The sequence below is a fragment of the Hoyosella altamirensis genome, from assembly GCF_014191505.1.
In the GTDB taxonomy this organism is placed as follows: Bacteria; Actinomycetota; Actinomycetes; order Mycobacteriales; family Mycobacteriaceae; genus Hoyosella; species Hoyosella altamirensis.
Map to the genome: position 1 here is coordinate 882,075 of NZ_JACHWS010000003.1, position 20,789 is coordinate 902,863.

The following is a 20,789-nucleotide window of genomic DNA, read 5'->3' on the forward strand; positions in this document are numbered from 1 at the left end:
ATGGTTACAGCGGCAATCGTCGGCCCCGGAAATATCGGGACCGACCTGCTTTACAAACTTCTGCGCAATGATGTCATAACCCCGCGATACATGGTGGGCGTCGACTCGGAAAGCCCCGGCCTCAAGCGGGCCGCGAAGGCCGGACTGGACGTGAGTCATGAAGGGATCGACTGGCTGCTGAACCAGCCGGAACAACCTGATCTCGTCTTCGAGGCGACAACCGCGTACGTGCACCGTGCAGCGGCCCCGAAGTACGCCGAACTGGGCATCCGCGCGATCGATCTCACGCCCGCAGCGGTCGGTCCGGCCGTCATCCCCTCGGTGAATCTGGAAGAGCATCTGGACGCTCCGAACGTCAACCTCATCACCTGTGGCGGGCAGGCCACCATTCCGATCGTGGCCGCGGTGTCGCGCGTCGTGCCCGTTGACTACGCAGAGATCGTCGCCTCAGTGGCATCGCTTTCAGCTGGTCCTGGCACGCGCGCCAACATTGACGAGTTCACGAAAACGACAGCTCGCGGGCTGGAAACGATCGGCGGGGCGAAGCGCGGCAAGGCAATCATCATCCTCAACCCCGCTGAGCCTCCAGTGCTCATGCGAGACACCGTCTTCTGCTCGATTCCTCCCGACGCAGACCAGCAGCAGATCGGCGAGTCGATTGTGAACATGGTCGCCGAGGTCGCGCAGTACGTGCCCGGCTACCGGCTCCGCACCGAGCCCCAGTTCGATGCCCCTACAGCGATCAGCGGCGGAATGGCCCGCGTCGCAGTCTTTCTCGAAGTCGAAGGGGCAGGAGACTTTCTGCCGTCCTACGCGGGAAACCTCGACATCATGACCGCAGCGGCAGCTCAGCTCGGGGAAGTCTTCGCGCGCCGGAAGGAGGCGAACCGACATGTCTAGTCGGTCAATCCGGATCACTGACTCGTCACTGCGCGACGGCTCCCACGCCAAGCGACATCAATTCTCGGTCAATGACGTCCGGAAAATTGTCCACGCCCTTGACCAATCGGGCGTACCAGTCATCGAGGTCGCGCACGGTGATGGCCTCGGCGGATCGTCGTTCAACTACGGCTTCTCAGCCACGCCGGAACTCGACCTCATTCGCACCGCGGTTGAGACTGCGGAGCGCGCGAAGATCGCGTTCCTGATGCTGCCGGGCGTCGGCACGAAGGATGACATCAAAGCTGCGTACGACAACGGCGCGGCCATTTGCCGGATTGCGACGCACTGCACCGAGGCTGACACGTCGGTGCAGCATTTCGGCGCGGCCCGTGAACTGGGGCTCGAAACTGTTGGCTTCTTGATGATGTCGCACACTCAGCCACCGGAGAAGCTCGCGGGCCAGGCTCGCACCATGGCTGACGCGGGGTGCCAGTGCGTGTACGTCGTCGACTCAGCGGGCGCGCTCATCCTCGAGCAGACCAGCGACCGTGTCGCGGCCCTTGTTGCCGAACTGGGTGCCGATGCGCAGGTGGGATTTCACGGTCACGAGAACCTCGGTCTCGGCGTTGCGAACAGCATCGCTGCGGTCCGGGCTGGCGCGGCGCAGATCGACGGGTCGGTTCGCCGGTTCGGCGCGGGCGCTGGGAACACGCCACTCGAGGCATTCGCCGCAGTCTGCGAAAAACTCGGAATACTCACCGGCATTGATGTTTTCGCGATCGCTGATGCCGCGGAAGACATCGTCCTCCCCATCATGGACGAGGAATGCCGACTCGGCCGGATGGAACTGATGATGGGGTACGCCGGTGTGTACTCGAGCTTCCTGAAGCACGCGGATTCGCTTGCCGATCGTTATGGGGTTTCCGGGTCGGAGATTCTCGTCGAGGCGGGCAGAAGGGCGCTTATCGGCGGCGCGGAGGACCAGCTCATCGAGATCGCCGTGGGGCTGAGTGAGCAGCGCAGTTCCGCAGGCCCAGCAGCGATGAAGGGCTAGCCATGAACACCCCCGACATTCAGAATGCGGTCAACAGCATCGCGGCCGGCCATGCAGTAGTAGTGCTCGACAGTGAAAGCGTCAGCGACACGGGCTTTCTCGTGTTCGCTGCGGAACTCGCGACCACTTCTGCGGTTGCGTTCGCAGTACGCCACTCCCCCGGGTACCTGCGGGTCGCGCTGAACGGGGACACGTGCGATCGTCTCGGGCTGCCCCCAGTCTGCCAGTCGGCTTCAAAAACGCAGGCACCTCAGTACGCTGTCAGCGTCGACGCGGCCCACGGGGTCGGCACGGGTATTTCCGCGGCCGATCGAGCCACCACAATCCGGATGCTGGCCTCTCCGGCGACACAACCAGACGATCTCACTCGGCCTGGGCACGTGGTAGTCGAACGCGCACATGGCGGCGGCGTGCTCGCTCGGTGTGGACCTGCGGAAGCAGCCGCTGACCTCGCCCGGCTGGCCGGTCTACAGCCCTGTGGCGTCATCACAGAGCTTGTCAGCACAGCAGATCCCCACCAGCTTGCGAATTCAGTGGAGGCGCGCAGCTTTGCGGCTGAGCACGGCCTCCGCACGGTGTCGATTGCGGACGTCGCAGCGTGGCGGCGGGACCGTGAAACATGGTTGGAACGAGTCACTTCCGCACGGCTTCCGACGGAGTGCGGTGAGTTCCGGGCCATTGGATACCGCAGCATCACGGACGGCTCAGAGCACATCGCACTTGTATGCGGGGACACCCCGTTCGGTGCTGGCGAAGTACTCGTCTACGTTCACCGCGAATGCGCCGCAGGCGACATCTTCGGTTCACTCGAATGCGACTGCAGGTCTCGATTGCACGACGCGATGAGCATTATTGCGGGCCACGGCCGCGGCGTTGTGCTCTACCTGCGCTCGGGTGGCGAAGCATCCGACGCCGTGACAGCGCAGATTCTCACCGACCTCGGTGTGCAGACGCTCGAAACAGTCGACACGTTTCCGCAACGCGTGCGCGAAACAGCTTGACCCCCACGGAGGTAACAGTGCTTGATCACGAAATACAGACCGTCCTCGACTCCCTGAACACTCATTTCCCCCGGGTCGAGGAGATGACGGCACAGCAAGCCCGCGCGGCCGTCGCGGCTCGGCGGGTGCCAGTCACCAACTTTGACGCGGTAGAGCGGTCTGAGGACTTCCAGATTCCTGGCGACGGCGGGCCCATTCCGGTGCGGCTCTATGTGCCTCATAGTGCCGAAGGGCACCAGCTGCCTGTCGTGGTCTTTCTGCACGGCGGCGGGTTCGTGTTCTGTGATATCGACAGCCACGACGGTTTCTGCCGCGAGCTGTCCCGTGGCACGAACGCGATCGTCCTGTCAGTCGGATACCGGCGCGCGCCGGAACACAAGGCCCCCACAGCTGCCGAAGATGCGTGGACCGCTCTGATGTGGGCGTCCGAGAACGCGGACCGGATCGGTGGCGACCGGGAGCGCATCCTCGTGGCTGGTGATAGCGCGGGCGGGAACCTTGCTGCTGTCGCGTGCATGATCGCCACCGAGCGTGGCGGCCCACATGTTGCGGGGCAAATTCTGCTGTATCCGGTGATCGATCCGTCGTGCAGCACGTCGAGCTTTGAACGTTTCGGGACGGGGTTCTTCAACACCGCCGAAGCGATGCGGTGGTACTGGCAGCAGTATCTGCCTGACTGGTCGCTTCCCATTCCGGAACACCACGTCGCACCGCTGCGCGCGCCAGACCACTCGGAGTTGCCGCCCGCCATCGTCGTCACCGCCGGTCTGGATCCGCTTAGCGATGAGGGCATCTACTACGCCGAAATGCTTTCCACAGCAGGAGTTCTCGTCATTCACCGGCGTTATCCAGACCTGTTCCACGGTTTCGCCACGATTCTCTCGCTGCGCGCCGCGGATTCGGCTCGGGAGCTGCTGTGGCGTGACATCGCAGCGCTAATCAGCCAAGCCCACCTTGTTAGGAAGTGATGACCATGCGTAAGCACCGAGACGGTGTATACGACGTTCTCGTCGTGGGAGCCGGTGTTGCGGGCCTTTACGCCATTCACACTGCCCGCCAGACACAACTCAACGTCGTGTGCCTCGAGGCCGGTGATGGTGTTGGCGGGACGTGGTACTACAACCGGTATCCAGGCTGCCGCTGCGATGTCGAAAGCATCGACTACTCGTACTCGTTCGATGAGGAGCTGCAGCGCGAGTGGCGGTGGAGCGAGCGTTACGCGACCCAGCCCGAGATCCTGTCCTACCTCAACCATGTCGCACAGCGGTTTGATCTCCTCCCCCACATTCGTTTTGGTGAGCGAGTCGAGCAGGCACGGTTCGATGAACATCGCTCAGCCTGGATCGTTCAGGCTTCGTCGGGGAGGGAGTATCGGGCCCGAAACATCATCTTCGCAACCGGGTCCCTGTCCACGCCGAATATCCCGGCGATTCCTGGCGCGGAACATTTCACGGGCGACGTGTACCGCACCGCACAGTGGCCCGACAGCACTCCTTCGTTCGCGGGTAAACGTGTCGCTGTGATCGGTACAGGATCCTCAGGGATTCAGGCCATTCCAGTTGTCGCTCGTGAAGCCAAATCACTCACCGTTTTTCAGCGCACCGCCAATTACAGCGTGCCCGCGTTCAACCGTACGCTCACCAACGACGACTACGAACGCATCGTCCGCGAGTATCCGGAGCGGCGCCGCACCTCCCGCATGAGCGGCGGCGGATCGCCACACCAGGCGCACCCGCACAACGCCACCGACGTCACCGCTGAGGAACGTCGTGCCGCGTTCGAGGCGACGTGGCGTACTGGTGGTGTCCTTTTCAGCAAAACGTTTCCGGACCAGAACATCGATCACACCGCGAACAAGTACGCGCGCGAATTCTTTGAGGAGAAGATCCGCGATATCGTCCGCGACCCACGAACTCGCGATGATCTTATTCCTTCCGACCATCCGATCGGTGCGAAACGCATTTGCACAGATTCGGGGTATTACGAGACGTTCAATCGCGACAACGTCACACTCGTCAACCTGCGGCATGAGCCGATCGAGGCCATCACTGCTCGTGGAATCCTCACCAGTGCGGCGCAATACGAGTTCGACGTCATCATCTACGCGACGGGTTTCGACGCGCTGACCGGAACGCTGCAGCGCATCGATATCCAGGGTGCCGCCGGAATGCGCCTGGGCGACGTGTGGCGGAACGGGCCGCTGACGTACCTCGGGATGCAGATCCCAGGCTTTCCCAACATGTTCATCGTCAACGGGCCAGGCTCGCCAGCGGTGCTCGCCAACATGATTCTGACCTCCGAGCAGCAGGTCAGCTGGATCATCGACCTCATTGCCCATTGCTCAGTTATCGGTGTGCAGCAGGCGGAACCGCGGCGGGATGCGGCAGAGAAATGGACCGAACACGTCACCGAACTCGCCAACGGCACGCTTTTGCCGCTCGCGAACTCGTGGTACGTCGGCGCGAACATCCCAGGTAAGCCGCGCACCTTCATGCTGTACTGCGGCGGTCTCGGCACCTACACAACCATCTGCGACGACGTAAAAGCCGCGGGCTATGAAGGCCTCGTTATGACCTCAAGGAGCCAGCAGTGGGCAAGCTAGCAGGCAGGGTCGCGGTCATCAGTGGTGCCGCCCGCGGCCAGGGCGCTGCCGAGGCCCGGCTCTTCACCGCCGAAGGCGCCCGCGTGGTTGTTGCCGACGTCCGCCGAGATGAGGGATGCGAACTCGCGCAGGAACTCGGCCCCAGCAGCCGCTTCACCTATCTTGACGTTGCGCAGGAGGACTCGTGGGAGTCAGCGGTCAAGTACGCGCTCCAGGAGTTCGGCAACCTCGACATACTCGTCAACAACGCGGCGGTGTACTACCCCACACCCCTGCTGAATTCGGGCAGCCAGACAGACGCTTTCATGCGGGCAGCCGAGATCAACCAGTTAGGGGTTTTCCTCGGGATCCGCGCAGCCGCACCCCACATGAAGACCGGCGGATCGATCGTCAACATCGCATCAACCGCCGGCATCAAGGCACTGCCCGGCTACTCCGCGTACGTTGCCTCAAAATACGCGGTTCGCGGCCTTTCTAGAACCGCGAGTCTTGAACTCGCGCCAGCCCGCATCCGGGTGAACTGCGTGCTCCCCGGGATGGTCGACACTCCCATGATCACTGATCGGCTCGCCGACCCAGGCGTCCAGAAGGTGATGAACGACCTGCCCGCTGGCCGTCCCGCGAGCGCTGACGAGATCGCCCGCGCTGTCCTCTTCTTCGCGTCTGATGACTCCTCGTACTGCACCGGCTCGGAGCTGGTCTGTGACGGCGGCCTGACAACCGGAACCATCCCCCGATAAACCAAATCTTCACCAATGGAAGGAATGTCGATGAACACCAACTCACCACAGCGCGCAGTTATTGCTGCCGCGCTCGCTAGCTCACTCGCGATTGTCACTGGGATAGGGACAGCTCAGGCGGCTAACCCGCACGAGGATGTCAGGATCACGTTTGTCCGTCATGGCGAGTCGTATGGAAACACATCGCAGGTGATCAATACCTCCATACCCGGCCCGGTGCTGACAGAAGTGGGACACCAGCAGGCAAAGGAGATCGCCGCCGAGGTCGCCGGCCGGGATGTTGACGCGGTTTATGCCTCAGTGATGCCTCGCGCTCAGCAGACGGCCCAGTACCTTGCCGATGAACTCTCCCAAACCGTCCAGGTCATCCCTGGCGTCGAAGAGATTCAATTCGGTCTTGACGGCATGACGCATGACCAGGCTGGTCAAACGTTGTTCACCGTGATGGGCAGCTGGCTCGACGGGAACCTGAACGAATGCTTTGACGCGCCTGGCGAATGCGGCACGGAGTTCCAGTCCCGATTCAATGATGCGCTGGCAGCAATCCACAAGAGCCGCAACAAGAACAGCGTCGTCTACGCACACTCCGCTTCAGTGATGATCGGCACCTTACTGAACGACCCCAGCCACGATCTTGACATCTGGGGTGAGGACACCCTCCGTAATACCGGGATTGTGACGCTCGAAGGCTCCCCACGGAATGGCTGGTCAATCGTTGAATGGAACGGTGAGCCGCTGCCGGCCGAGTAACCATCCTCATCCGGTCTCCCTGCGCCGTTTGGTGACGATTACACCCGGAATGCGGGTGTAATCGTCACGAACCTTTGGAGCCCGATCCGGGGTAGAGACGCGTGGGGTGATCGAAGCTCCTCCTGCAAGTTCTTTGAGGACGACACCGTCTGGCCCACCTCGCAGCGACAACCGCGCTTCGAAGTTCGGGTTGTCGCGCATAGGCGAGCGGATAGAAATCGGCCAACGACGCCAGCGCGACGAGCAGTCCCTATGTTGTCGAGCCCTCCAGCACACACCTAGTTCGCGTGAAAATCGTCGGCATGCACTTGTTGCAGTGGATGCACAATGATGGCGTCGTTGGTTCGTCCTTCAGCCTGTTGATCAGATCCGGTTCCCGCAGCAGTGCCCGCGCCATCGCGACGAATTCGAAGCCCTCCGCCATCGCAGTGTCCATTGACGCCCGGTCGGTGATCCCACCGAGCAGGACAAGTGGCATCGTCACTGCGGACCGGATCTGTCTGGCCTGCTCGAGTAGGTATAGGTCGTGGTAGGGGTAAGTCTTGAGGAACGCGCGACCGCCGAGCCGGATTCCGAACCGGACCGGCTGCGGCATCGCGGCCGCGAACTCCGCTATCGGCGCGTCACCCTTGAACAGGTACATGGGATTGAGCAGCGAACTGCCTGCCGTCAGCTCAAGCGCGTCAAGGTGACCGTCGACATCGAGCCACTTCGCGACCTGGATCGCCTCATCCAGCCAAAATCCTCCGGGGACACCGTCATTCATGCTCAGCTTGGCGAGTACCGCGATGGAGTCGCCCACCGCGACCCGCACCGCTTCAGCTATTTCCCGCGACAGTCGCGCGCGATTCGCCAGGCTGCCGCCGTATTCGTCACGCCGCCGATTCAGTCGGCGGCTCAGGAAGGAACTGACGAAATAGTTGTGACCGAAATGGAGCTCTACCGCATCGAATCCCGCTTCCACCGCGATACGCGCTGCCTGGGCGTGCGCTGCGATGATTCCGCGAATATCCCCGATCCCGGCAGATCGCACTGGTCGCATGCTGAGCGGGCTGAACATCTGCGACGGAGCCAGCGCACGCAGACGCGTTGACTTCTCGTTCGCCACGGGGCCCGCGTGCCCGATCTGCGCCGAGATCGCCGCACCTTCGGCGTGCACCGCTTCGGTAAGCAGGCGCAGCCCCGGGAGGGCTTCGGGCCGCATCCACAACTGTTCGCGCTGAGTGCGGCCCTCCGGTGCTACCGCGCAGTACGCGAGCGTTGTCATACCGACGCCACCGGCGGCGACGGCGCGATGGAAGTCAATGAGATCGTCTGTCACCAGAGCATCAGGAGTTCGGCCCTCGAACGTCGCAGCTTTGATCACGCGGTTGCGGAGCCTGACAGGCCCGAGCTGTGCTGGCGCGAACACGTCGTTCATGGACCTACGCCCCGTACACGGGCTCAGGTTCGATCGCGTTCGAGAGCAGTTCTTTGACGACGGGACCGAGTTCGGCGGGCGCCCACCGCTCCCCTTTGTCCCGCGCGGGGCCGTGTCGCCAGCCCTGTGCTATCGACACTTTCCCGCCTTCGACTTCGAAGACCCGCCCTGTGACGTCTGACGATTCGCTACTGCCGAGCCACACCACCAGTGGAGAGATGTTCTCGGGCGCCATGGCGTCGAATCCATCGCCTGGTCTCGCCATCATGTCGGCGAACGCCTGCTCCGTCATGCGGGTCCTTGCTGCGGGCGCGATCGCGTTGACGGTCACGCCGTAGCGCGCGAACTCCGCTGCGGCAACGAGCGTGAGACTCGCGATACCGGCCTTGGCCGCGGAGTAGTTCCCCTGCCCGATGCTGCCAAGCAGCCCCGCGCCGGAACTGGTGTTGATGATTCGCGCGTCGCGCTCGCGGCCCGCTTTGGATTCGCTGCGCCAATATGACGCGGCGTGCCGCATTGGCGCGAAATGACCTTTCAGATGGACGCGCATCACGGCGTCCCATTCGTCTTCGGCGAGGTTGACGAGCATCCGGTCGCGGAGGAAGCCCGCATTGTTCACGAGGACGTCGAGACTTCCGAACGTATCGATGGCGGTGTCTATAAGCCGCTGTGCACCTTCCCAATCCGCAATGTCATCGGTGTTGGCGACGGCTTTTCCACCAGCAGCAGTGATCTCATCAACGACCTGTTGCGCAGGTGCCGAGGACGGGTCTGACCCATCGGCGGCGACGCCGATGTCATTGACGACGACGCTCGCGCCCTCCGCTGCAAAGGACAGGGCGTGAGCCCGCCCGATACCGCGTCCCGCGCCTGTCACGATGACGATGCGCCCGTCGGCGATGCCGCTCATTGATCTCCTCCGTGGTGTGTGTTGTTTGCGGTGGCTGCGGCCAGAAACGCAGGGCGTTCCCCTCCTCCGTGGACTTCGAGTGCCGCGCCGGTGACGTAGGACGCAAGCGGAGAGGCGAGGAACGCGGCGGACATGCCGATCTCCTCAGGTGCGGCGAGACGTCCAAGGGGGACGGTGGCTCCAACCGCGGCGATCCCGTTCTCGTTGCCGTAGTGCAGGGCAGAGAGTTCTGTGTGCACCATCCCCACCCTCACCGCGTTGACCCGTACTTTCGGCGCCCACTCGACCGCAAGACTGCGGGTGAGGTTCTCGAGGCCCGCTTTCGCGGCACCGTATGCGGCGGTGCCTGGTGATGGCCGTGTGCCGCTGACGCTGCAGATGTTGACGATCGAACCGCCATTCTCTTGCTTCTGCATGTAGGCATTCGCGTGTTGTGAAACAGAGAGTGGGGCAAGCAGATTGAGACTCACCACCTTCTCGTGGAACCGCGGTGACGCATCGGCCGCCAGAGCGAAGGGCGCGCCACCGGCGTTGTTGACCACCACATCGATCGTCCCGTGGCGATCCACGAGGCCGCGCATTAATACCTCGACGGAAGCATCGTCGCGCACATCGCATGGAAAGAACTCGGCGTTTCGCCCAGCAGCATGGACGGGAACTTCTGGTTCGTTGCGTGCGCAGCACACGACGGTCGCACCAAGCCGCAGAAACGCCCTGGTGATGCCAGCCCCAACGCCGCGCACTCCTCCCGTTACGAGGACGACGGCGCCCTCAAGCCCGAAGGACGGTGCGGTCATAGCAACCTCCAACTCTCATCTACCGGTCTCACCGGCACCCTGCTAACCTACCAAGCAAGTGTTAGGTTTGCTAGCGGAGGTATTTATGACATCAGCCGTCGGTTCAATCAATTCCGGGAAGCACATCCGGGCGGTGACGATGAACGCACCACCCGTCAACGCCCTGACAGTGCAGGGATGGTTCGACGTCGCGAACGCGATCACCGCCGCAGGCAACGACCCTGACTGCCACGTCGTGATCCTTCGTGCAGAAGGGCGCGGATTCAACGCTGGAGTCGACATCAAAGAGATCGAGCGGAGCGAAGGATACGCAGCACTGATCGGTGCCAACCAAGGCTGCGCCGCCGCATTTTCCGCTGTCTACGACTGCAGGGTTCCAGTGATCGCGGCCGTGAATGGCTACTGCCTTGGCGGTGGAATCGGGCTCGTCGGCAATGCCGATATCGTCATCGCTTCTGACGACGCCACATTCGGCCTGCCAGAGGTCGATCGGGGCGCACTCGGGGCTGCCACGCATCTAGCCCGGCTCGTGCCCCAGCATCTGATGCGCGCCCTCTACTACACCGCTAGCACCATCACCGCGCAGCAACTCCTGCACCACGGGTCCGTGTACCGCGTCGTCCCGCGTGAGAATCTCGACGAAGCAGCACTCGAAGTCGCCCGTGCGATTGCCGAGAAAGATACGCGCGTCATCCGCAAAGCCAAGGAGGCGATCAACGGGATCGATCCGCAGCCCGTCCATCGCAGTTACCGCTACGAACAAGGCTTCACATTTGAACTGAATCTCGCGGGTGTGTCCGACGGCGCACGTCAAGATTTCCTCGCGCGAACGAAGGGTGCTAATGGCTGACAAACGCATGACTCCGGACGAAATCGCCGGTGTACTCGAAGACGGCATGACCATCGGAATCGGAGGCTGGGGTTCTCGGCGCAAGCCCATGGCCCTTGTGCGCGCAATTCTGCGATCTGACGTAAAGGACCTCACGGTGGTTTCCTACGGCGGTCCTGACGTGGGTTTACTTGCTGCGGCCGGGAAGATCAGAAAGCTCGTGTTCGGGTTTGTCACTCTCGACTCGGTCCCGCTAGACCCCCATTTCTGCCAGGCACGGCAGGACGGACTCTTGAGCGTGACCGAGTACGACGAAGGAATGTTCGCTGCCGGCTTGTCGGCAGCGGCGAAGCGACTGCCGTTCCTGCCGATTCGCGCCGGTTTGGGATCGAGCGTCGTCACCACCAATCCGGACCTCAGAACCGTCCGCTCCCCGTACAGCGACGAAGAACTTATCGCCATGCCGGCGCTGCGACTCGACGCCGCGCTCATCCATATGAACCGCGCCGACATGCGCGGAAACGCGCAATACCTCGGCCCAGACCCGTACTTCGACGATGACTTCGCGCTTGCCGCGGACAGATGCTTCGTGTCAGCCGAAAAGGTCATCCCGACAGAGGAACTCACGCGGGGAAAACCGGTCCAGACCCTCTTGCTGAACCGCGGTGCAGTGACCGGTGTCGTCGAGGCGCCGAACGGTGCGCATTTCACGTCGTGCTACCCGGACTACGGGCGTGACGAGGCATTCCAGCGCCTCTACGCCGAGAGCGCGAAGACAGCCGATGCATGGCGTAGCTTCCACGACCGATTCCTCGCCGGTGACGAAGCGAACTACCAGGCTGAGGTTGCGAAACTGAGGGAGGAAGCCGCATGAGTGACGCCACCCGCGCAGAGATCGCTGTCGTCGCGTGCGCGGAACTTTTCCGCGGCGACGGCGAAATCGTAGCCAGCCCAATGGGAGTGGTACCGCAACTTGGGGCGAAGCTCGCCCGCCAGACCTTCGAACCCGATCTGCTGCTGTCCGACGGTGAGGCATTTTTACTCACGCCGCAATCGGACATCGCGGCTGACGAGAACGTTATCGAAGGCTGGCAGCCGTTCAAGAAAATGCTCGACGTCATCGTCCCGCACGGCACACGCCATGTAGTGATGGGTGCGAGTCAGATTGATCGCTTCGGGAACCAGAACATCTCCGCGATTGGCGACCACTCACGACCCACGCGGCAACTGCTCGGTGTGCGCGGCGCGCCCGGTAACACGGTGAATCACCGGACGAGCTACTGGGTTCCCCGGCATTCACCACGAGTATTCGTAGACACGGTGGATGTCGTGTCCGGCGTCGGCTATGACAACGCGCAAAAAGCTGGGCCCGCCGCGTCGAAGTTCCATGACGTCCACCGCGTCGTCACCAACCTCGGGGTCTTCGACTTCGCTACACCCGACCGTTCCATGCGCATCGTGTCACTCCACCCAGGCGTCACCCTGCAAGAAGTCACCGAAAACACGGCATTCGCGCTGGATACTTCAGACTTCACCGAAACCCGTGAACCGACGATCGAAGAATTGCGCCTCATCCGTGACGTCCTCGATCCGAAATGCCTGCGTGACAAAGAGGTTCGGCCATGACCCTGAATACGGCCCTCACCGACCTGGTGGGTGTCCGCCATCCGATAGTGCAGACCGGCATGGGCTGGGTGGCGGGACCCCGGCTCGTCACCGCCACCGCACAGGCCGGGGCGCTCGGCATCCTCGCGTCAGCAACGATGACGTACGACGAACTCGCACAAGCAATTCGTGAAACCAAAAGTCGCACCGACGCACCGTTCGGGGTGAACCTGCGTGCCGACGCGGAGGACGCGCAACAGCGGGTCGATCTGCTCATCCGCGAGGGGGTGCGCGTCGCATCGTTCGCGCTCGCCCCCAATAAGGACATGATCGGGAAACTCCAAGACGCAGGCATCGTCGTCATTCCGTCCGTCGGAGCTGCGCGCCACGCGGACAAGGTCGCAAGCTGGGGCGCGGACGCGGTGCTCGTTCAGGGCGGAGAAGGCGGCGGTCACACGGGCGGCGTCGCCACCACGCTCCTGCTGCCTTCCGTACTCGACGCTGTCGACATCCCCGTCATCGCAGCTGGCGGGTTCTTCGACGGCCGCGGACTCGCCGCCGCACTTGCATACGGTGCGGCGGGAATCGGAATGGGCACGCGTTTTCTGCTGACGCAGGAGAGCACCGTGCCTGAGGAGGTTAAGCGCGAGTATCTCGCCCGCGGCCTCAACGACACAGTCGTGACCCGGAGAGTCGATGGCATGCCGCACCGCGTGCTCCGCACGACCCTCGTCAATCATCTCGAACAATCCGGTCCTGTCCGCGGCCTCGCGCACGCCGCACGCAACACGAAGCGGTTCCAGAAACTCACCGGCGTCTCCTGGCGTGGACTTGTCCGCGAAGGACTAGCCACAAAACGCGGCAACGACATGACCTGGTCGCAGCTCATGATGGCAGCGAATACGCCGATGCTGCTGCGCGCGGGCCTCGTCGAGGGCAATACCGAGGCAGGTGTCCTCGCCTCAGGCCAGGTCGTCGGCATGCTCGAAGACTTGCCCACGGTCGCCGACCTCGTCGACCGCATCATTACCGACGCTGAAATCCGGCTCGCGGAACTCAGCAAACTCACGGAAGGATGAATAATGGCTACACCTGATCAGATCCGCGAGGTCGTCGCACGATATGCGAAGCGACTCACCGCGGGTTCCGCGTCCGACATCGCCGATCTCTACACTGCCGACGCAGTCGTCGAAGACCCGGTGGGCACGCCACCGCATGAAGGCCGCGACGCGATCGAGAAGTTCTACGCCACGGTGTGCCAAGCAGACCTCACCGCCGAACATCAGGGTGTGCGCGTCGCCGGAGACAGCGCAGCGTTCGGGCTGACGGTGGTCGCAAAGGCCGGTGATCAGACCATCACTGTCAATCCCATCGATGTCATGACGTTCGACAGCGATGGCAAAATCACCAGCATGCGGGCCTACTGGTCGCAGGACGACATGACGGTGGAGTGACGTCAGATTCCCCGTCTCGGTGTTGTAGCATTCCTGCGTCAATTTCGGGCATTCACCGCACCTCGTTGCAGCAGTTCGCTAGCGTATCCACATTCGCCCAACTCGCCGGGTCCGGAACAGATGTGGAGAACGACATGGGGAAGCCGCGAATGATCCGTACCGATCGACGGCGAAGGGCCTCGCTGCGCCGCAGTGCCGCAGGCCTCGGCGGCGCATGCATTCTCACTGCCGCAGTACTGGTATTTCCCGCCACCGCCACCGCGCAGTTGCCCACCGAGTGCACGCAGATAGACGATGAGGTGACGTGCGTATACGACGCTGCTGGGCCGCACGTCTTTCTGATTCCCGCTGGGGTAGACACACTGGAACTCACAGCCATCGGCGGGCACGGAGGCAGCGGTGCTGACGCGGGAGGAGTCGCTGGAGGAGCCGGCGGCTTGGCCGGGACCGCCACGAACACGCTGAGCGGCCTATCGGGAACACTTTTCCTGTTCGTCGGCAGTAACGGCGTGGACGGCGCGACCGTTTCGCCAGGTGCAGGTGGACAGAACGGCGGCGGCAACGGAGGGTCCGGCGGTGGTGGCGGGGGCGGAGCATCCGATGTACGCACCAACGCTGCCGATCTGAACTCTCGGCTCATCGTCGCGGCCGGTGGCGGCGGTGGGGGCGCAAGCGGCGGCGCAGGCTCCTCACCGGGCGGCGACGCTGGCAACGGCGGTGGCAGTGCATCCGGTGAGGGCGGCGGAGCCGGAACCGGCTCTGCAGGCGGCGATGGTGGCTTGGGAGTTCCTTCCCCTGCTCGCGATGGTGAAGGTGGCGCTCTAGGTATCGGCGGCACGGGTGGGCCAGGATCCGGCCCCGCGGGCGGCGGTGGCGGCGGCGGTTTGCACGGCGGCGGGGGTGGTGGCGGCTCAAACGTTCCTGGCGGAGGCGGCGGAGGCGGCGGAGGCTCTTCCCTCGGTGATTCCACCGGGATCGCTCAAAGTACCGACACGCCCAGCGTGACCATCGTCTACACCGCACCAGAAGACCCCGGCTGCCAGGGATCCCTCTGCATCGACTTCAGCAGCCTGATCGGACTCAGCTAGCGCCGCGGAGCACCCGTTGATTCACCGATCACGAGATCAGTATCGACCAGCACCGATGGCCTGACCGATTTCCGGGCCATCAGGTCCAGCGTCATCCTGGCCGCTACCCGCGCCTGCTCAGTGACACGCTGATCGATCGTGGTGATTCCGAATAGCTTCGCGACCGGGTGCCCGTCAAAGCTTGCCAGGGACATTTCGTGCGGCACCTGGATACCGCTCCGCTGAAGCTCACGGAGCGCCCCCAGCGCCATTTCATCGGAATAGGCGACGACAGCGGTGGGCGGCTCGGCGAACTTAAGGAGTCGGCTCATGCCTTCGCAGCCGGCCTCTATTCCATAGGGAAGCCGAACCACGTAATCCCGCCGAGCCTCCAGGCCCGCGGCGGCGAGGCTCTCCGTGTAGCCCTGTAGGCGTTCCGCTACCGAAGACCAGTACAACGAGGCCGGGTCGTCGACCGTGATCATGGCGATCCGCTCATGTCCAAGTTCGAGTAAGTGGTCGACGGCCTTCCGCGCGGCGGCGCGGTCGTCGATCTTCACGTAGGGGTAGGGCTGAATCTGACCGCCAGCTACGACGACGTGCACGTTGAGATCCGCGAGCCTCTCTGCTTCGCGTTCATCCAGCGGCAGCGCGATCAGCAGGACCGCGTCGACCTTTCGACGGGCGGGCAGTTCGGTGAAGAACTGGGCCCGCAACTCCGGGTGCTCAACCTGGTAAATGAGGACATCGATGGCCTCCGCCCGCAATTCGCTCTCGATCGTTTCGAGCATTGATGCGTGGAACCAGCGGGTAAGCCGCGAGACTAAGACCGCCACCCGCTGTGTGGTTCCGCGGGCGAGGCCGGATGCCTCGGGTGAGACGACATAGGAGAGGCGCTCCGCTTCGCGGCGTACTCGCGCCCGAGTAGCAGCGCCGACCCCCGGCGCGTTGCTGAGCACCCGCGACACCGTCGCAAGTGAGACGCCGGCTGCCCGGGCCACATCGGCCATCGTCACCTCATGAGACTTTGGCATCAGTTTCTCTCCATCCACCCTTGACAGCGACTGCGGTGTCCCGGATATAGTAACGCAAACGTTTTCCGCAAACGCTTACGTGGTTTAGGACACATACAAATATCAGATCTGGCGAGAGCCGTCCGGCCTGAAGCCGGAGTACCTAGTTGCCCCCGAGTAGCCCAGTGCCCCGTTCACCAGTCCCCCTCGGTGCTCGCGCCTTCTCTCACCGGACTCGCATGTGAAAGTGCGTTCAACGTTTAGGAGCAAGTTATGGAACCTCGGTTCCACAGAGTGCGCTCGCATAGGTGGAAGCAAGTCACGGCGGCGGCAGCGGCCGGGGCGCTAGCTGTAGGTTTAGCGTCGTGCGCATCGGATGACACAGTGGTTGTCAACGTGTACGGCGGTACTGCTGCGGTGGGGTTTGACCGGATCATTGCTGCGTGTAATGAGGCTGCTGAGGGCCGGTACCGGATTCAGGGGAATCTCCTGCCCGCGGATGCGGATAGTCAGCGTGAGCAGTTCGTGCGCCGGCTGGCGTCGCGGGATTCGGGTATGGATCTGCTGGGGATGGATGTGACGTGGACGGCGGAGTTCGCGGAAGCGGGGTGGATCCGTGAGCTGACACCGGAGCAGGCGGAACTCGCTACTGCCGACATTCTGCAGCCGCCGATCGACACCGCGACCTGGCAGGACGTGCTGTACGGCATCCCGAAACACACGAACGTGCAGCTTCTCTGGTACCGGCCGTCGCTGACCCCGGAACCGCCGCAGACGTGGGATGAGATGCTGGAGATGGCGTCTGACCTGCGGGACCGCGGCGAGATTTACGAGATCGGGTTCACCGGTGCACGGTATGAGGGTCTGGTCGTGGGGTTCAACACGCTGCTGAACTCGTTCGGCGGCGATCTGGTCAACGAGGACAGCACCGAAGCCACCATCGACGAGAACACTGTGCAAGCGCTTGAGCTTCTCCAGCGATATGCCCGCTCTGGGCTCGCGAGTGCGTCACTGTCCAACGCGCAGGAGCCCGAGGTGTTCGCTGAGTTCCAGCAGGGCCGGTCAGCGTTCAGTCTGAACTGGCCGTACGTGCTCAGTGCGATGCGCTCGGCAGCGGAAACGGATGCGCAGAGCCGCGCTGTCTATGAGGACATGGCGTTCGCGACATACCCCGAAGTGGTGCCCGGCGAAACCCCCAGCGTCACGCTCGGCGGGATGAATTACGCGATCAGTACGTATAGCGAGCATCCGGATGAAGCCTTCGACGCCGCGATGTGCCTGCGTAATCCGGAGCATCAGTTGTGGGCCGCGCTAGATGCGGGTGATGTTCCCTCGAACATCACCGTGTATGACGATCCTGAGTTCCAGGAAGCGTATCCGATGTATGAGATTTTGCTTGAGCAGCTTGAGGTTGCGGTCCCGCGGCCGAAAACACCGTTCTATCAGAACATTTCCACGATCGTGTCGTCCGCGTTGTCACCACCGGCGGCGATTGACCCTGAGGCGACAGCTGACGAGCTGCGCGATCGCATTCAGGACACCCTGGAAGGAAGGGGCATCCTGCCATGACCACGAGTTCAGCTGGCCCGGCCGCGCTCGGCGCGGACACCGGCACCGATATGGGCACCGCGATCGCGAAACAGCGCCACAGCGAAGGCAAACGCGCCGAACGGCGCCTCGGCCTGCTGCTGTGCGCCCCCGCGATCATCGTGATGCTCGCCGTGGCGGCGTACCCGCTGATCTACGCGGTGTGGCTGTCGTTTTTCCGGTCGGACCTGCGCACCCCGGATGATCAGGAATTCATCGGGCTCGGTAACTACATCACCGTGCTGTCGAGCCCGATCTGGTGGAACGCGTTCGGTGTCACGATGTTCATCACCGTGATCGGCACGTTCTTCCAGCTCGTTTTGGGCATGCTCCTCGCGATCGTGATGCACCGCACCATCGTCGGCCGCGGCCTGGTCCGCACCTCCGCGCTGGTGCCCTACGCGATCGTGACCGTGGTGGCCGCGTTCTCCTGGCGCTTCGCCTGGACCCAGAACCTGGGCTGGCTGGCCGGGGACTCCGCACCCTTAACCGAACGGTGGTCCTCCCTGTGGATCATCGTCCTGTCCGAGGTGTGGAAAACCGTCCCGTTCATGGCGCTGCTGTTAATGGCCGGGCTCGCGCTAGTCCCCGAAGACCTGCTTAAAGCCGCGTCCATGGACGGCGCGAACGCCTGGCAGCGGTTCTGGCGGGTCACCGTCCCGATCATCAAACCCGCCATCCTGGTCGCGCTGCTGTTCCGCACCCTGGACTCGTTCCGCATCTTCGACAACATCTTCGTGCTCACCGCCGGCGCGAACGACACCGCCTCGGTGTCGATCCTCGCGTACAACAACCTCATACGCGGGCTCAACCTCGGCATCGGGTCCACCATGTCCGTGCTGATCTTTATCAGCATCGCGATAATCGCGTTCATATACATCAAGCTCTTCGGGGCCGCGGCACCAGGGGCAGGAGACGATCGCAGATGAGCTACCAGAAAGAAACCACCCAGCGCAAAGCCATGTGGACAGGCGTGAACATCCTCGTCCTGCTGTATGCGTTCATCCCCGTCATCTGGATCGTATCGCTGTCACTCAAAGACGCCGGCACCCTCAACGACGGCAACTTCCTGCCCCGCTCCCCGTCGGCGGAGTCCTACCAGCAGATCTTCACCGACTACGAATTCATCCGCGCCCTGATCAACTCCATCGGCATCTGCCTGATCTCCACCTTCATCGCGCTGGTGTTCGGCACCATGGCCGCCTACGCCATCGCCCGGCTCGACTTCCCCGGCAAAAAAACCATCATCGCCGTGTCCCTGCTCATCGCCATGTTCCCCCAGATCGCGCTCGTCACCCCCCTGTTCCAGATCCAGACCGCGATCGGCACCTTCGACACCTGGCTCGGCCTGATCATCCCGTATGTCACCTTCGCGCTCCCACTCGCGATCTACACCCTGTCCGCGTTCTTCCGCGAAATCCCCTGGGAACTCGAAAAAGCCGCCAAAATGGACGGCGCCACCCCCTACCAGGCATTCCGGAAAGTCATCACCCCCCTCGCCATGCCCGGCGTCTTCACCACCGCGATCCTCGTGTTCATCGCCTGCTGGAACGACTTCCTCTTCGCGATCTCCTTCACCACCACCAGCGCCTCACGCACCGTGCCCGCCGCACTGTCCTACTTCACCGGCGCCACCACCTTCGAACGCCCCACCGCCGCCATCGCCGCCGCCGCGGTCATCATCACCATCCCCATCGTCATCTTCGTCCTCTTCTTCCAGCGCCGCATCGTCGCTGGCCTGACCTCCGGCGCCGTCAAAGGCTAACCCCGCCCCCAAAGCCAAACCCCGGCACCCACAACGCGAAGGAGCCCCCAGTGGCCGAGATCGTCCTGGACCACGTCATCAAGCGCTACCCCGACGGGGCACTCGCCGTCGACGACTTCAACCTCCACATCGCCGACGGCGAATTCATCATCCTCGTCGGCCCCTCCGGCTGCGGAAAATCCACCACCCTCAACATGGTCGCCGGACTCGAAGACATCACCGAAGGCGAACTCCGCATCGACGGCACCGTCGTCAACGACAAAGCACCCAAAGACCGCGACATCGCCATGGTCTTCCAGTCCTACGCCCTCTACCCCCACATGACCGTCGCCGAAAACATCGCCTTCCCCCTCGTCCTCGCCGGCACCGACAAAACCACCATCAAACAAAAAGTCGACGACGTCGCCACCATGCTCGAACTCACCCAGCACCTCGACCGCAAACCCTCAAACCTCTCCGGCGGCCAGCGCCAGCGCGTCGCCATGGGCCGCGCCATCGTCCGCAAACCCAAAGCCTTCCTCATGGACGAACCACTCTCCAACCTCGACGCGAAACTCCGCGTCCAAATGCGCACCCAAGTCGCCCAAATCCAGAAAACCCTCGGCACCACCACCCTCTACGTCACCCACGACCAAACCGAAGCCATGACCCTCGGCGACCGCGTCGTCGTCATGCGCGGCGGCATCGTCCAGCAAGTCGGCTCCCCCACCCAGCTCTACCACCACCCCGCCAACCTCTTCGTCGCCGGATTCATCGGCAGCCCCTCCATGAACTTCCTCCCCGCCACCATCGAAAACAACACCCTCACAAGCAACCTCGGCACCATCGAAATGCCCGACCGCATCCGCCGCACCCTCGAAACCACCGGCACCGACCGCAACGTCATCATCGGCGCCCGCCCCGAACACTTCGAAGACGCCACCCTCACCGGCAACACCCCCGGCCACACATTCCCCGTCACCATCGACCTCGTCGAATCCATGGGCTCCGACATCTACGCCTACTTCCGAGTCCACGGCCAAAGCGCCCACTCCCGCGACCTCGACGACCTCGCCCGCGACATGGGCCAAGACATGGAACTCGGCACCCAAATCACCGCCCGCCTCGACGCCGCATCACAAGTCCAAACCGGCCACCCCGCACAACTCTGGCTCAACCCCGAAAAAATCCACATCTTCGACACAGACACAGGCAAAAACCTCACCGAACAATAACCCCAGCCCCCGCACCAACACCCCCCAACTGTCCGCCCACCTCTCAGCGACACCACTCACTGCTGTCGCTCAAAGACGGGCAAACAACAAACTGCATTG

General features: G+C 63.0%; 22 protein-coding genes. 17 read left to right on the forward strand and 5 right to left on the reverse strand.

Annotated features, from left to right (window positions below; translation table 11 throughout):
• The 7 genes from FHU29_RS18185 to FHU29_RS18215 are packed head-to-tail and all read left to right on the forward strand — an operon-like array spanning position 1 to position 7,029.
• Positions 1–900, forward strand: coding sequence for an acetaldehyde dehydrogenase (acetylating) (locus FHU29_RS18185; protein ID WP_064439458.1), 900 nt, complete (start codon positions 1–3; stop codon positions 898–900).
• On the forward strand, positions 893–1,936 hold the full coding sequence (gene dmpG / locus FHU29_RS18190; protein ID WP_064439459.1) for a 4-hydroxy-2-oxovalerate aldolase: 1,044 nt from the start codon (positions 893–895) through the stop codon (positions 1,934–1,936). Before FHU29_RS18185 ends, dmpG begins: the two co-directional genes overlap by 8 nt.
• A 2-nt stretch (positions 1,937–1,938) precedes the next feature.
• On the forward strand, positions 1,939–2,937 hold the full coding sequence (locus FHU29_RS18195) for a 3,4-dihydroxy-2-butanone-4-phosphate synthase (RefSeq protein ID WP_064439460.1): 999 nt from the start codon (positions 1,939–1,941) through the stop codon (positions 2,935–2,937).
• A 17-nt stretch (positions 2,938–2,954) separates the two neighbouring features.
• Positions 2,955–3,905 (forward strand): alpha/beta hydrolase, encoded by a 951-nt coding sequence (locus FHU29_RS18200; RefSeq protein ID WP_064439461.1) that lies wholly within the window; start codon positions 2,955–2,957, stop codon positions 3,903–3,905.
• A 5-nt stretch (positions 3,906–3,910) separates the two neighbouring features.
• Entirely contained in the window at positions 3,911–5,539 is a 1,629-nt protein-coding gene (locus tag FHU29_RS18205) for a flavin-containing monooxygenase (protein ID WP_064439539.1), read from the forward strand.
• On the forward strand, positions 5,527–6,279 hold the full coding sequence (locus FHU29_RS18210; RefSeq protein ID WP_064439462.1) for an SDR family NAD(P)-dependent oxidoreductase: 753 nt from the start codon (positions 5,527–5,529) through the stop codon (positions 6,277–6,279). The genes FHU29_RS18205 and FHU29_RS18210 overlap by 13 nt, the downstream gene beginning before the upstream one ends.
• A gap of 30 nt (positions 6,280–6,309) precedes the next feature.
• Positions 6,310–7,029 (forward strand): histidine phosphatase family protein, encoded by a 720-nt coding sequence (locus tag FHU29_RS18215; RefSeq protein ID WP_064439463.1) that lies wholly within the window; start codon positions 6,310–6,312, stop codon positions 7,027–7,029.
• A 6-nt stretch (positions 7,030–7,035) separates the two neighbouring features.
• Here FHU29_RS18215 and FHU29_RS18220 read toward each other — a convergent pair whose 3' ends face one another.
• Genes FHU29_RS18220 through FHU29_RS18235 form a run of 4 tightly spaced genes read right to left on the reverse strand, consistent with a single transcriptional unit; the run spans position 7,036 to position 10,156 of the window.
• The gene (locus FHU29_RS18220; protein ID WP_157094967.1) at positions 7,036–7,230 is read right to left on the reverse strand and encodes a hypothetical protein; all 195 of its coding nucleotides are present in this window, start codon (positions 7,228–7,230) and stop codon (positions 7,036–7,038) included.
• Between the two features lie 49 nt (positions 7,231–7,279).
• Positions 7,280–8,449 carry an NADH:flavin oxidoreductase gene (locus FHU29_RS18225; RefSeq protein ID WP_064439464.1) on the reverse strand — a complete coding sequence of 390 codons (1,170 nt, stop codon included), beginning with the start codon at positions 8,447–8,449 and terminating at the stop codon, positions 7,280–7,282.
• Between the two features lie 4 nt (positions 8,450–8,453).
• Positions 8,454–9,359, reverse strand: coding sequence for an SDR family oxidoreductase (locus FHU29_RS18230; protein WP_064439465.1), 906 nt, complete (start codon positions 9,357–9,359; stop codon positions 8,454–8,456).
• Complete coding sequence (locus FHU29_RS18235) at positions 9,356–10,156, reverse strand: SDR family oxidoreductase (protein ID WP_064439466.1); 801 nt, start codon at positions 10,154–10,156, stop codon at positions 9,356–9,358. Before FHU29_RS18235 ends, FHU29_RS18230 begins: the two co-directional genes overlap by 4 nt.
• An 85-nt stretch (positions 10,157–10,241) precedes the next feature.
• Here FHU29_RS18235 and FHU29_RS18240 point away from each other — a divergent pair, with 85 nt between their 5' ends.
• From FHU29_RS18240 to FHU29_RS18265, 6 genes are all read left to right on the forward strand, one after another.
• On the forward strand, positions 10,242–11,006 hold the full coding sequence (locus FHU29_RS18240) for an enoyl-CoA hydratase family protein (RefSeq protein ID WP_064439467.1): 765 nt from the start codon (positions 10,242–10,244) through the stop codon (positions 11,004–11,006).
• Entirely contained in the window at positions 10,999–11,859 is an 861-nt protein-coding gene (locus FHU29_RS18245; protein ID WP_064439468.1) for a CoA transferase subunit A, read from the forward strand. The genes FHU29_RS18240 and FHU29_RS18245 overlap by 8 nt, the downstream gene beginning before the upstream one ends.
• Positions 11,856–12,611 carry a CoA-transferase subunit beta gene (locus FHU29_RS18250; RefSeq protein WP_064439469.1) on the forward strand — a complete coding sequence of 252 codons (756 nt, stop codon included), beginning with the start codon at positions 11,856–11,858 and terminating at the stop codon, positions 12,609–12,611. The genes FHU29_RS18245 and FHU29_RS18250 overlap by 4 nt, the downstream gene beginning before the upstream one ends.
• On the forward strand, positions 12,608–13,669 hold the full coding sequence (locus FHU29_RS18255) for an NAD(P)H-dependent flavin oxidoreductase (protein ID WP_183377599.1): 1,062 nt from the start codon (positions 12,608–12,610) through the stop codon (positions 13,667–13,669). The genes FHU29_RS18250 and FHU29_RS18255 overlap by 4 nt, the downstream gene beginning before the upstream one ends.
• Before the next feature lie 3 nt (positions 13,670–13,672).
• Positions 13,673–14,044 (forward strand): nuclear transport factor 2 family protein, encoded by a 372-nt coding sequence (locus tag FHU29_RS18260; RefSeq protein ID WP_064439470.1) that lies wholly within the window; start codon positions 13,673–13,675, stop codon positions 14,042–14,044.
• Positions 14,045–14,178: 134 nt separating this feature from the next.
• Complete coding sequence (locus FHU29_RS18265; protein WP_157094968.1) at positions 14,179–15,132, forward strand: glycine-rich protein; 954 nt, start codon at positions 14,179–14,181, stop codon at positions 15,130–15,132.
• Here FHU29_RS18265 and FHU29_RS18270 read toward each other — a convergent pair.
• Entirely contained in the window at positions 15,129–16,145 is a 1,017-nt protein-coding gene (locus tag FHU29_RS18270; protein WP_083962199.1) for a LacI family DNA-binding transcriptional regulator, read from the reverse strand. The genes FHU29_RS18265 and FHU29_RS18270 overlap by 4 nt on opposite strands.
• A 252-nt stretch (positions 16,146–16,397) precedes the next feature.
• On the opposite strand from FHU29_RS18270, the gene FHU29_RS18275 reads away from it, so the two are divergent.
• The 4 genes from FHU29_RS18275 to FHU29_RS18290 are packed head-to-tail and all read left to right on the forward strand — an operon-like array spanning position 16,398 to position 20,690.
• Positions 16,398–17,693, forward strand: coding sequence for an ABC transporter substrate-binding protein (locus FHU29_RS18275; RefSeq protein ID WP_183377600.1), 1,296 nt, complete (start codon positions 16,398–16,400; stop codon positions 17,691–17,693).
• A gap of 50 nt (positions 17,694–17,743) precedes the next feature.
• Positions 17,744–18,640: a carbohydrate ABC transporter permease gene (locus tag FHU29_RS18280; RefSeq protein WP_183377618.1), complete on the forward strand. Its 897-nt coding sequence runs from the start codon at positions 17,744–17,746 to the stop codon at positions 18,638–18,640.
• Positions 18,637–19,476, forward strand: a complete 840-nt coding sequence (locus FHU29_RS18285) for a carbohydrate ABC transporter permease (protein WP_064442698.1) — start codon at positions 18,637–18,639, stop codon at positions 19,474–19,476. The genes FHU29_RS18280 and FHU29_RS18285 overlap by 4 nt, the downstream gene beginning before the upstream one ends.
• A 50-nt stretch (positions 19,477–19,526) precedes the next feature.
• Entirely contained in the window at positions 19,527–20,690 is a 1,164-nt protein-coding gene (locus FHU29_RS18290; RefSeq protein ID WP_183377601.1) for a sn-glycerol-3-phosphate ABC transporter ATP-binding protein UgpC, read from the forward strand.
• The last annotated feature ends 99 nt before the right edge of the window (positions 20,691–20,789 follow it).

What these genes read in the sequence shown, in the direction of transcription:
- FHU29_RS18270 (WP_083962199.1), bottom strand. Translation starts at nt 16,145, where the DNA reads ATGCCAAAGTCTCATGAGGTGACGATGGCCGATGTGGCCCGGGCAGCC.
- FHU29_RS18285 (WP_064442698.1), top strand. Translation starts at nt 18,637, where the DNA reads ATGAGCTACCAGAAAGAAACCACCCAGCGCAAAGCCATGTGGACAGGC.
- FHU29_RS18205 (WP_064439539.1), top strand. Translation starts at nt 3,911, where the DNA reads ATGCGTAAGCACCGAGACGGTGTATACGACGTTCTCGTCGTGGGAGCC.
- FHU29_RS18230 (WP_064439465.1), bottom strand. Translation starts at nt 9,359, where the DNA reads ATGAGCGGCATCGCCGACGGGCGCATCGTCATCGTGACAGGCGCGGGA.
- FHU29_RS18185 (WP_064439458.1), top strand. Translation starts at nt 1, where the DNA reads ATGGTTACAGCGGCAATCGTCGGCCCCGGAAATATCGGGACCGACCTG.
- FHU29_RS18260 (WP_064439470.1), top strand. Translation starts at nt 13,673, where the DNA reads ATGGCTACACCTGATCAGATCCGCGAGGTCGTCGCACGATATGCGAAG.
- FHU29_RS18235 (WP_064439466.1), bottom strand. Translation starts at nt 10,156, where the DNA reads ATGACCGCACCGTCCTTCGGGCTTGAGGGCGCCGTCGTCCTCGTAACG.
- FHU29_RS18195 (WP_064439460.1), top strand. Translation starts at nt 1,939, where the DNA reads ATGAACACCCCCGACATTCAGAATGCGGTCAACAGCATCGCGGCCGGC.
- FHU29_RS18280 (WP_183377618.1), top strand. Translation starts at nt 17,744, where the DNA reads ATGGGCACCGCGATCGCGAAACAGCGCCACAGCGAAGGCAAACGCGCC.
- FHU29_RS18225 (WP_064439464.1), bottom strand. Translation starts at nt 8,449, where the DNA reads ATGAACGACGTGTTCGCGCCAGCACAGCTCGGGCCTGTCAGGCTCCGC.
- FHU29_RS18275 (WP_183377600.1), top strand. Translation starts at nt 16,398, where the DNA reads ATGGAACCTCGGTTCCACAGAGTGCGCTCGCATAGGTGGAAGCAAGTC.
- FHU29_RS18215 (WP_064439463.1), top strand. Translation starts at nt 6,310, where the DNA reads ATGAACACCAACTCACCACAGCGCGCAGTTATTGCTGCCGCGCTCGCT.
- FHU29_RS18265 (WP_157094968.1), top strand. Translation starts at nt 14,179, where the DNA reads ATGGGGAAGCCGCGAATGATCCGTACCGATCGACGGCGAAGGGCCTCG.
- FHU29_RS18250 (WP_064439469.1), top strand. Translation starts at nt 11,856, where the DNA reads ATGAGTGACGCCACCCGCGCAGAGATCGCTGTCGTCGCGTGCGCGGAA.
- FHU29_RS18220 (WP_157094967.1), bottom strand. Translation starts at nt 7,230, where the DNA reads ATGCGCGACAACCCGAACTTCGAAGCGCGGTTGTCGCTGCGAGGTGGG.
- FHU29_RS18255 (WP_183377599.1), top strand. Translation starts at nt 12,608, where the DNA reads ATGACCCTGAATACGGCCCTCACCGACCTGGTGGGTGTCCGCCATCCG.
- FHU29_RS18245 (WP_064439468.1), top strand. Translation starts at nt 10,999, where the DNA reads ATGGCTGACAAACGCATGACTCCGGACGAAATCGCCGGTGTACTCGAA.
- FHU29_RS18240 (WP_064439467.1), top strand. Translation starts at nt 10,242, where the DNA reads ATGACATCAGCCGTCGGTTCAATCAATTCCGGGAAGCACATCCGGGCG.
- dmpG (WP_064439459.1), top strand. Translation starts at nt 893, where the DNA reads ATGTCTAGTCGGTCAATCCGGATCACTGACTCGTCACTGCGCGACGGC.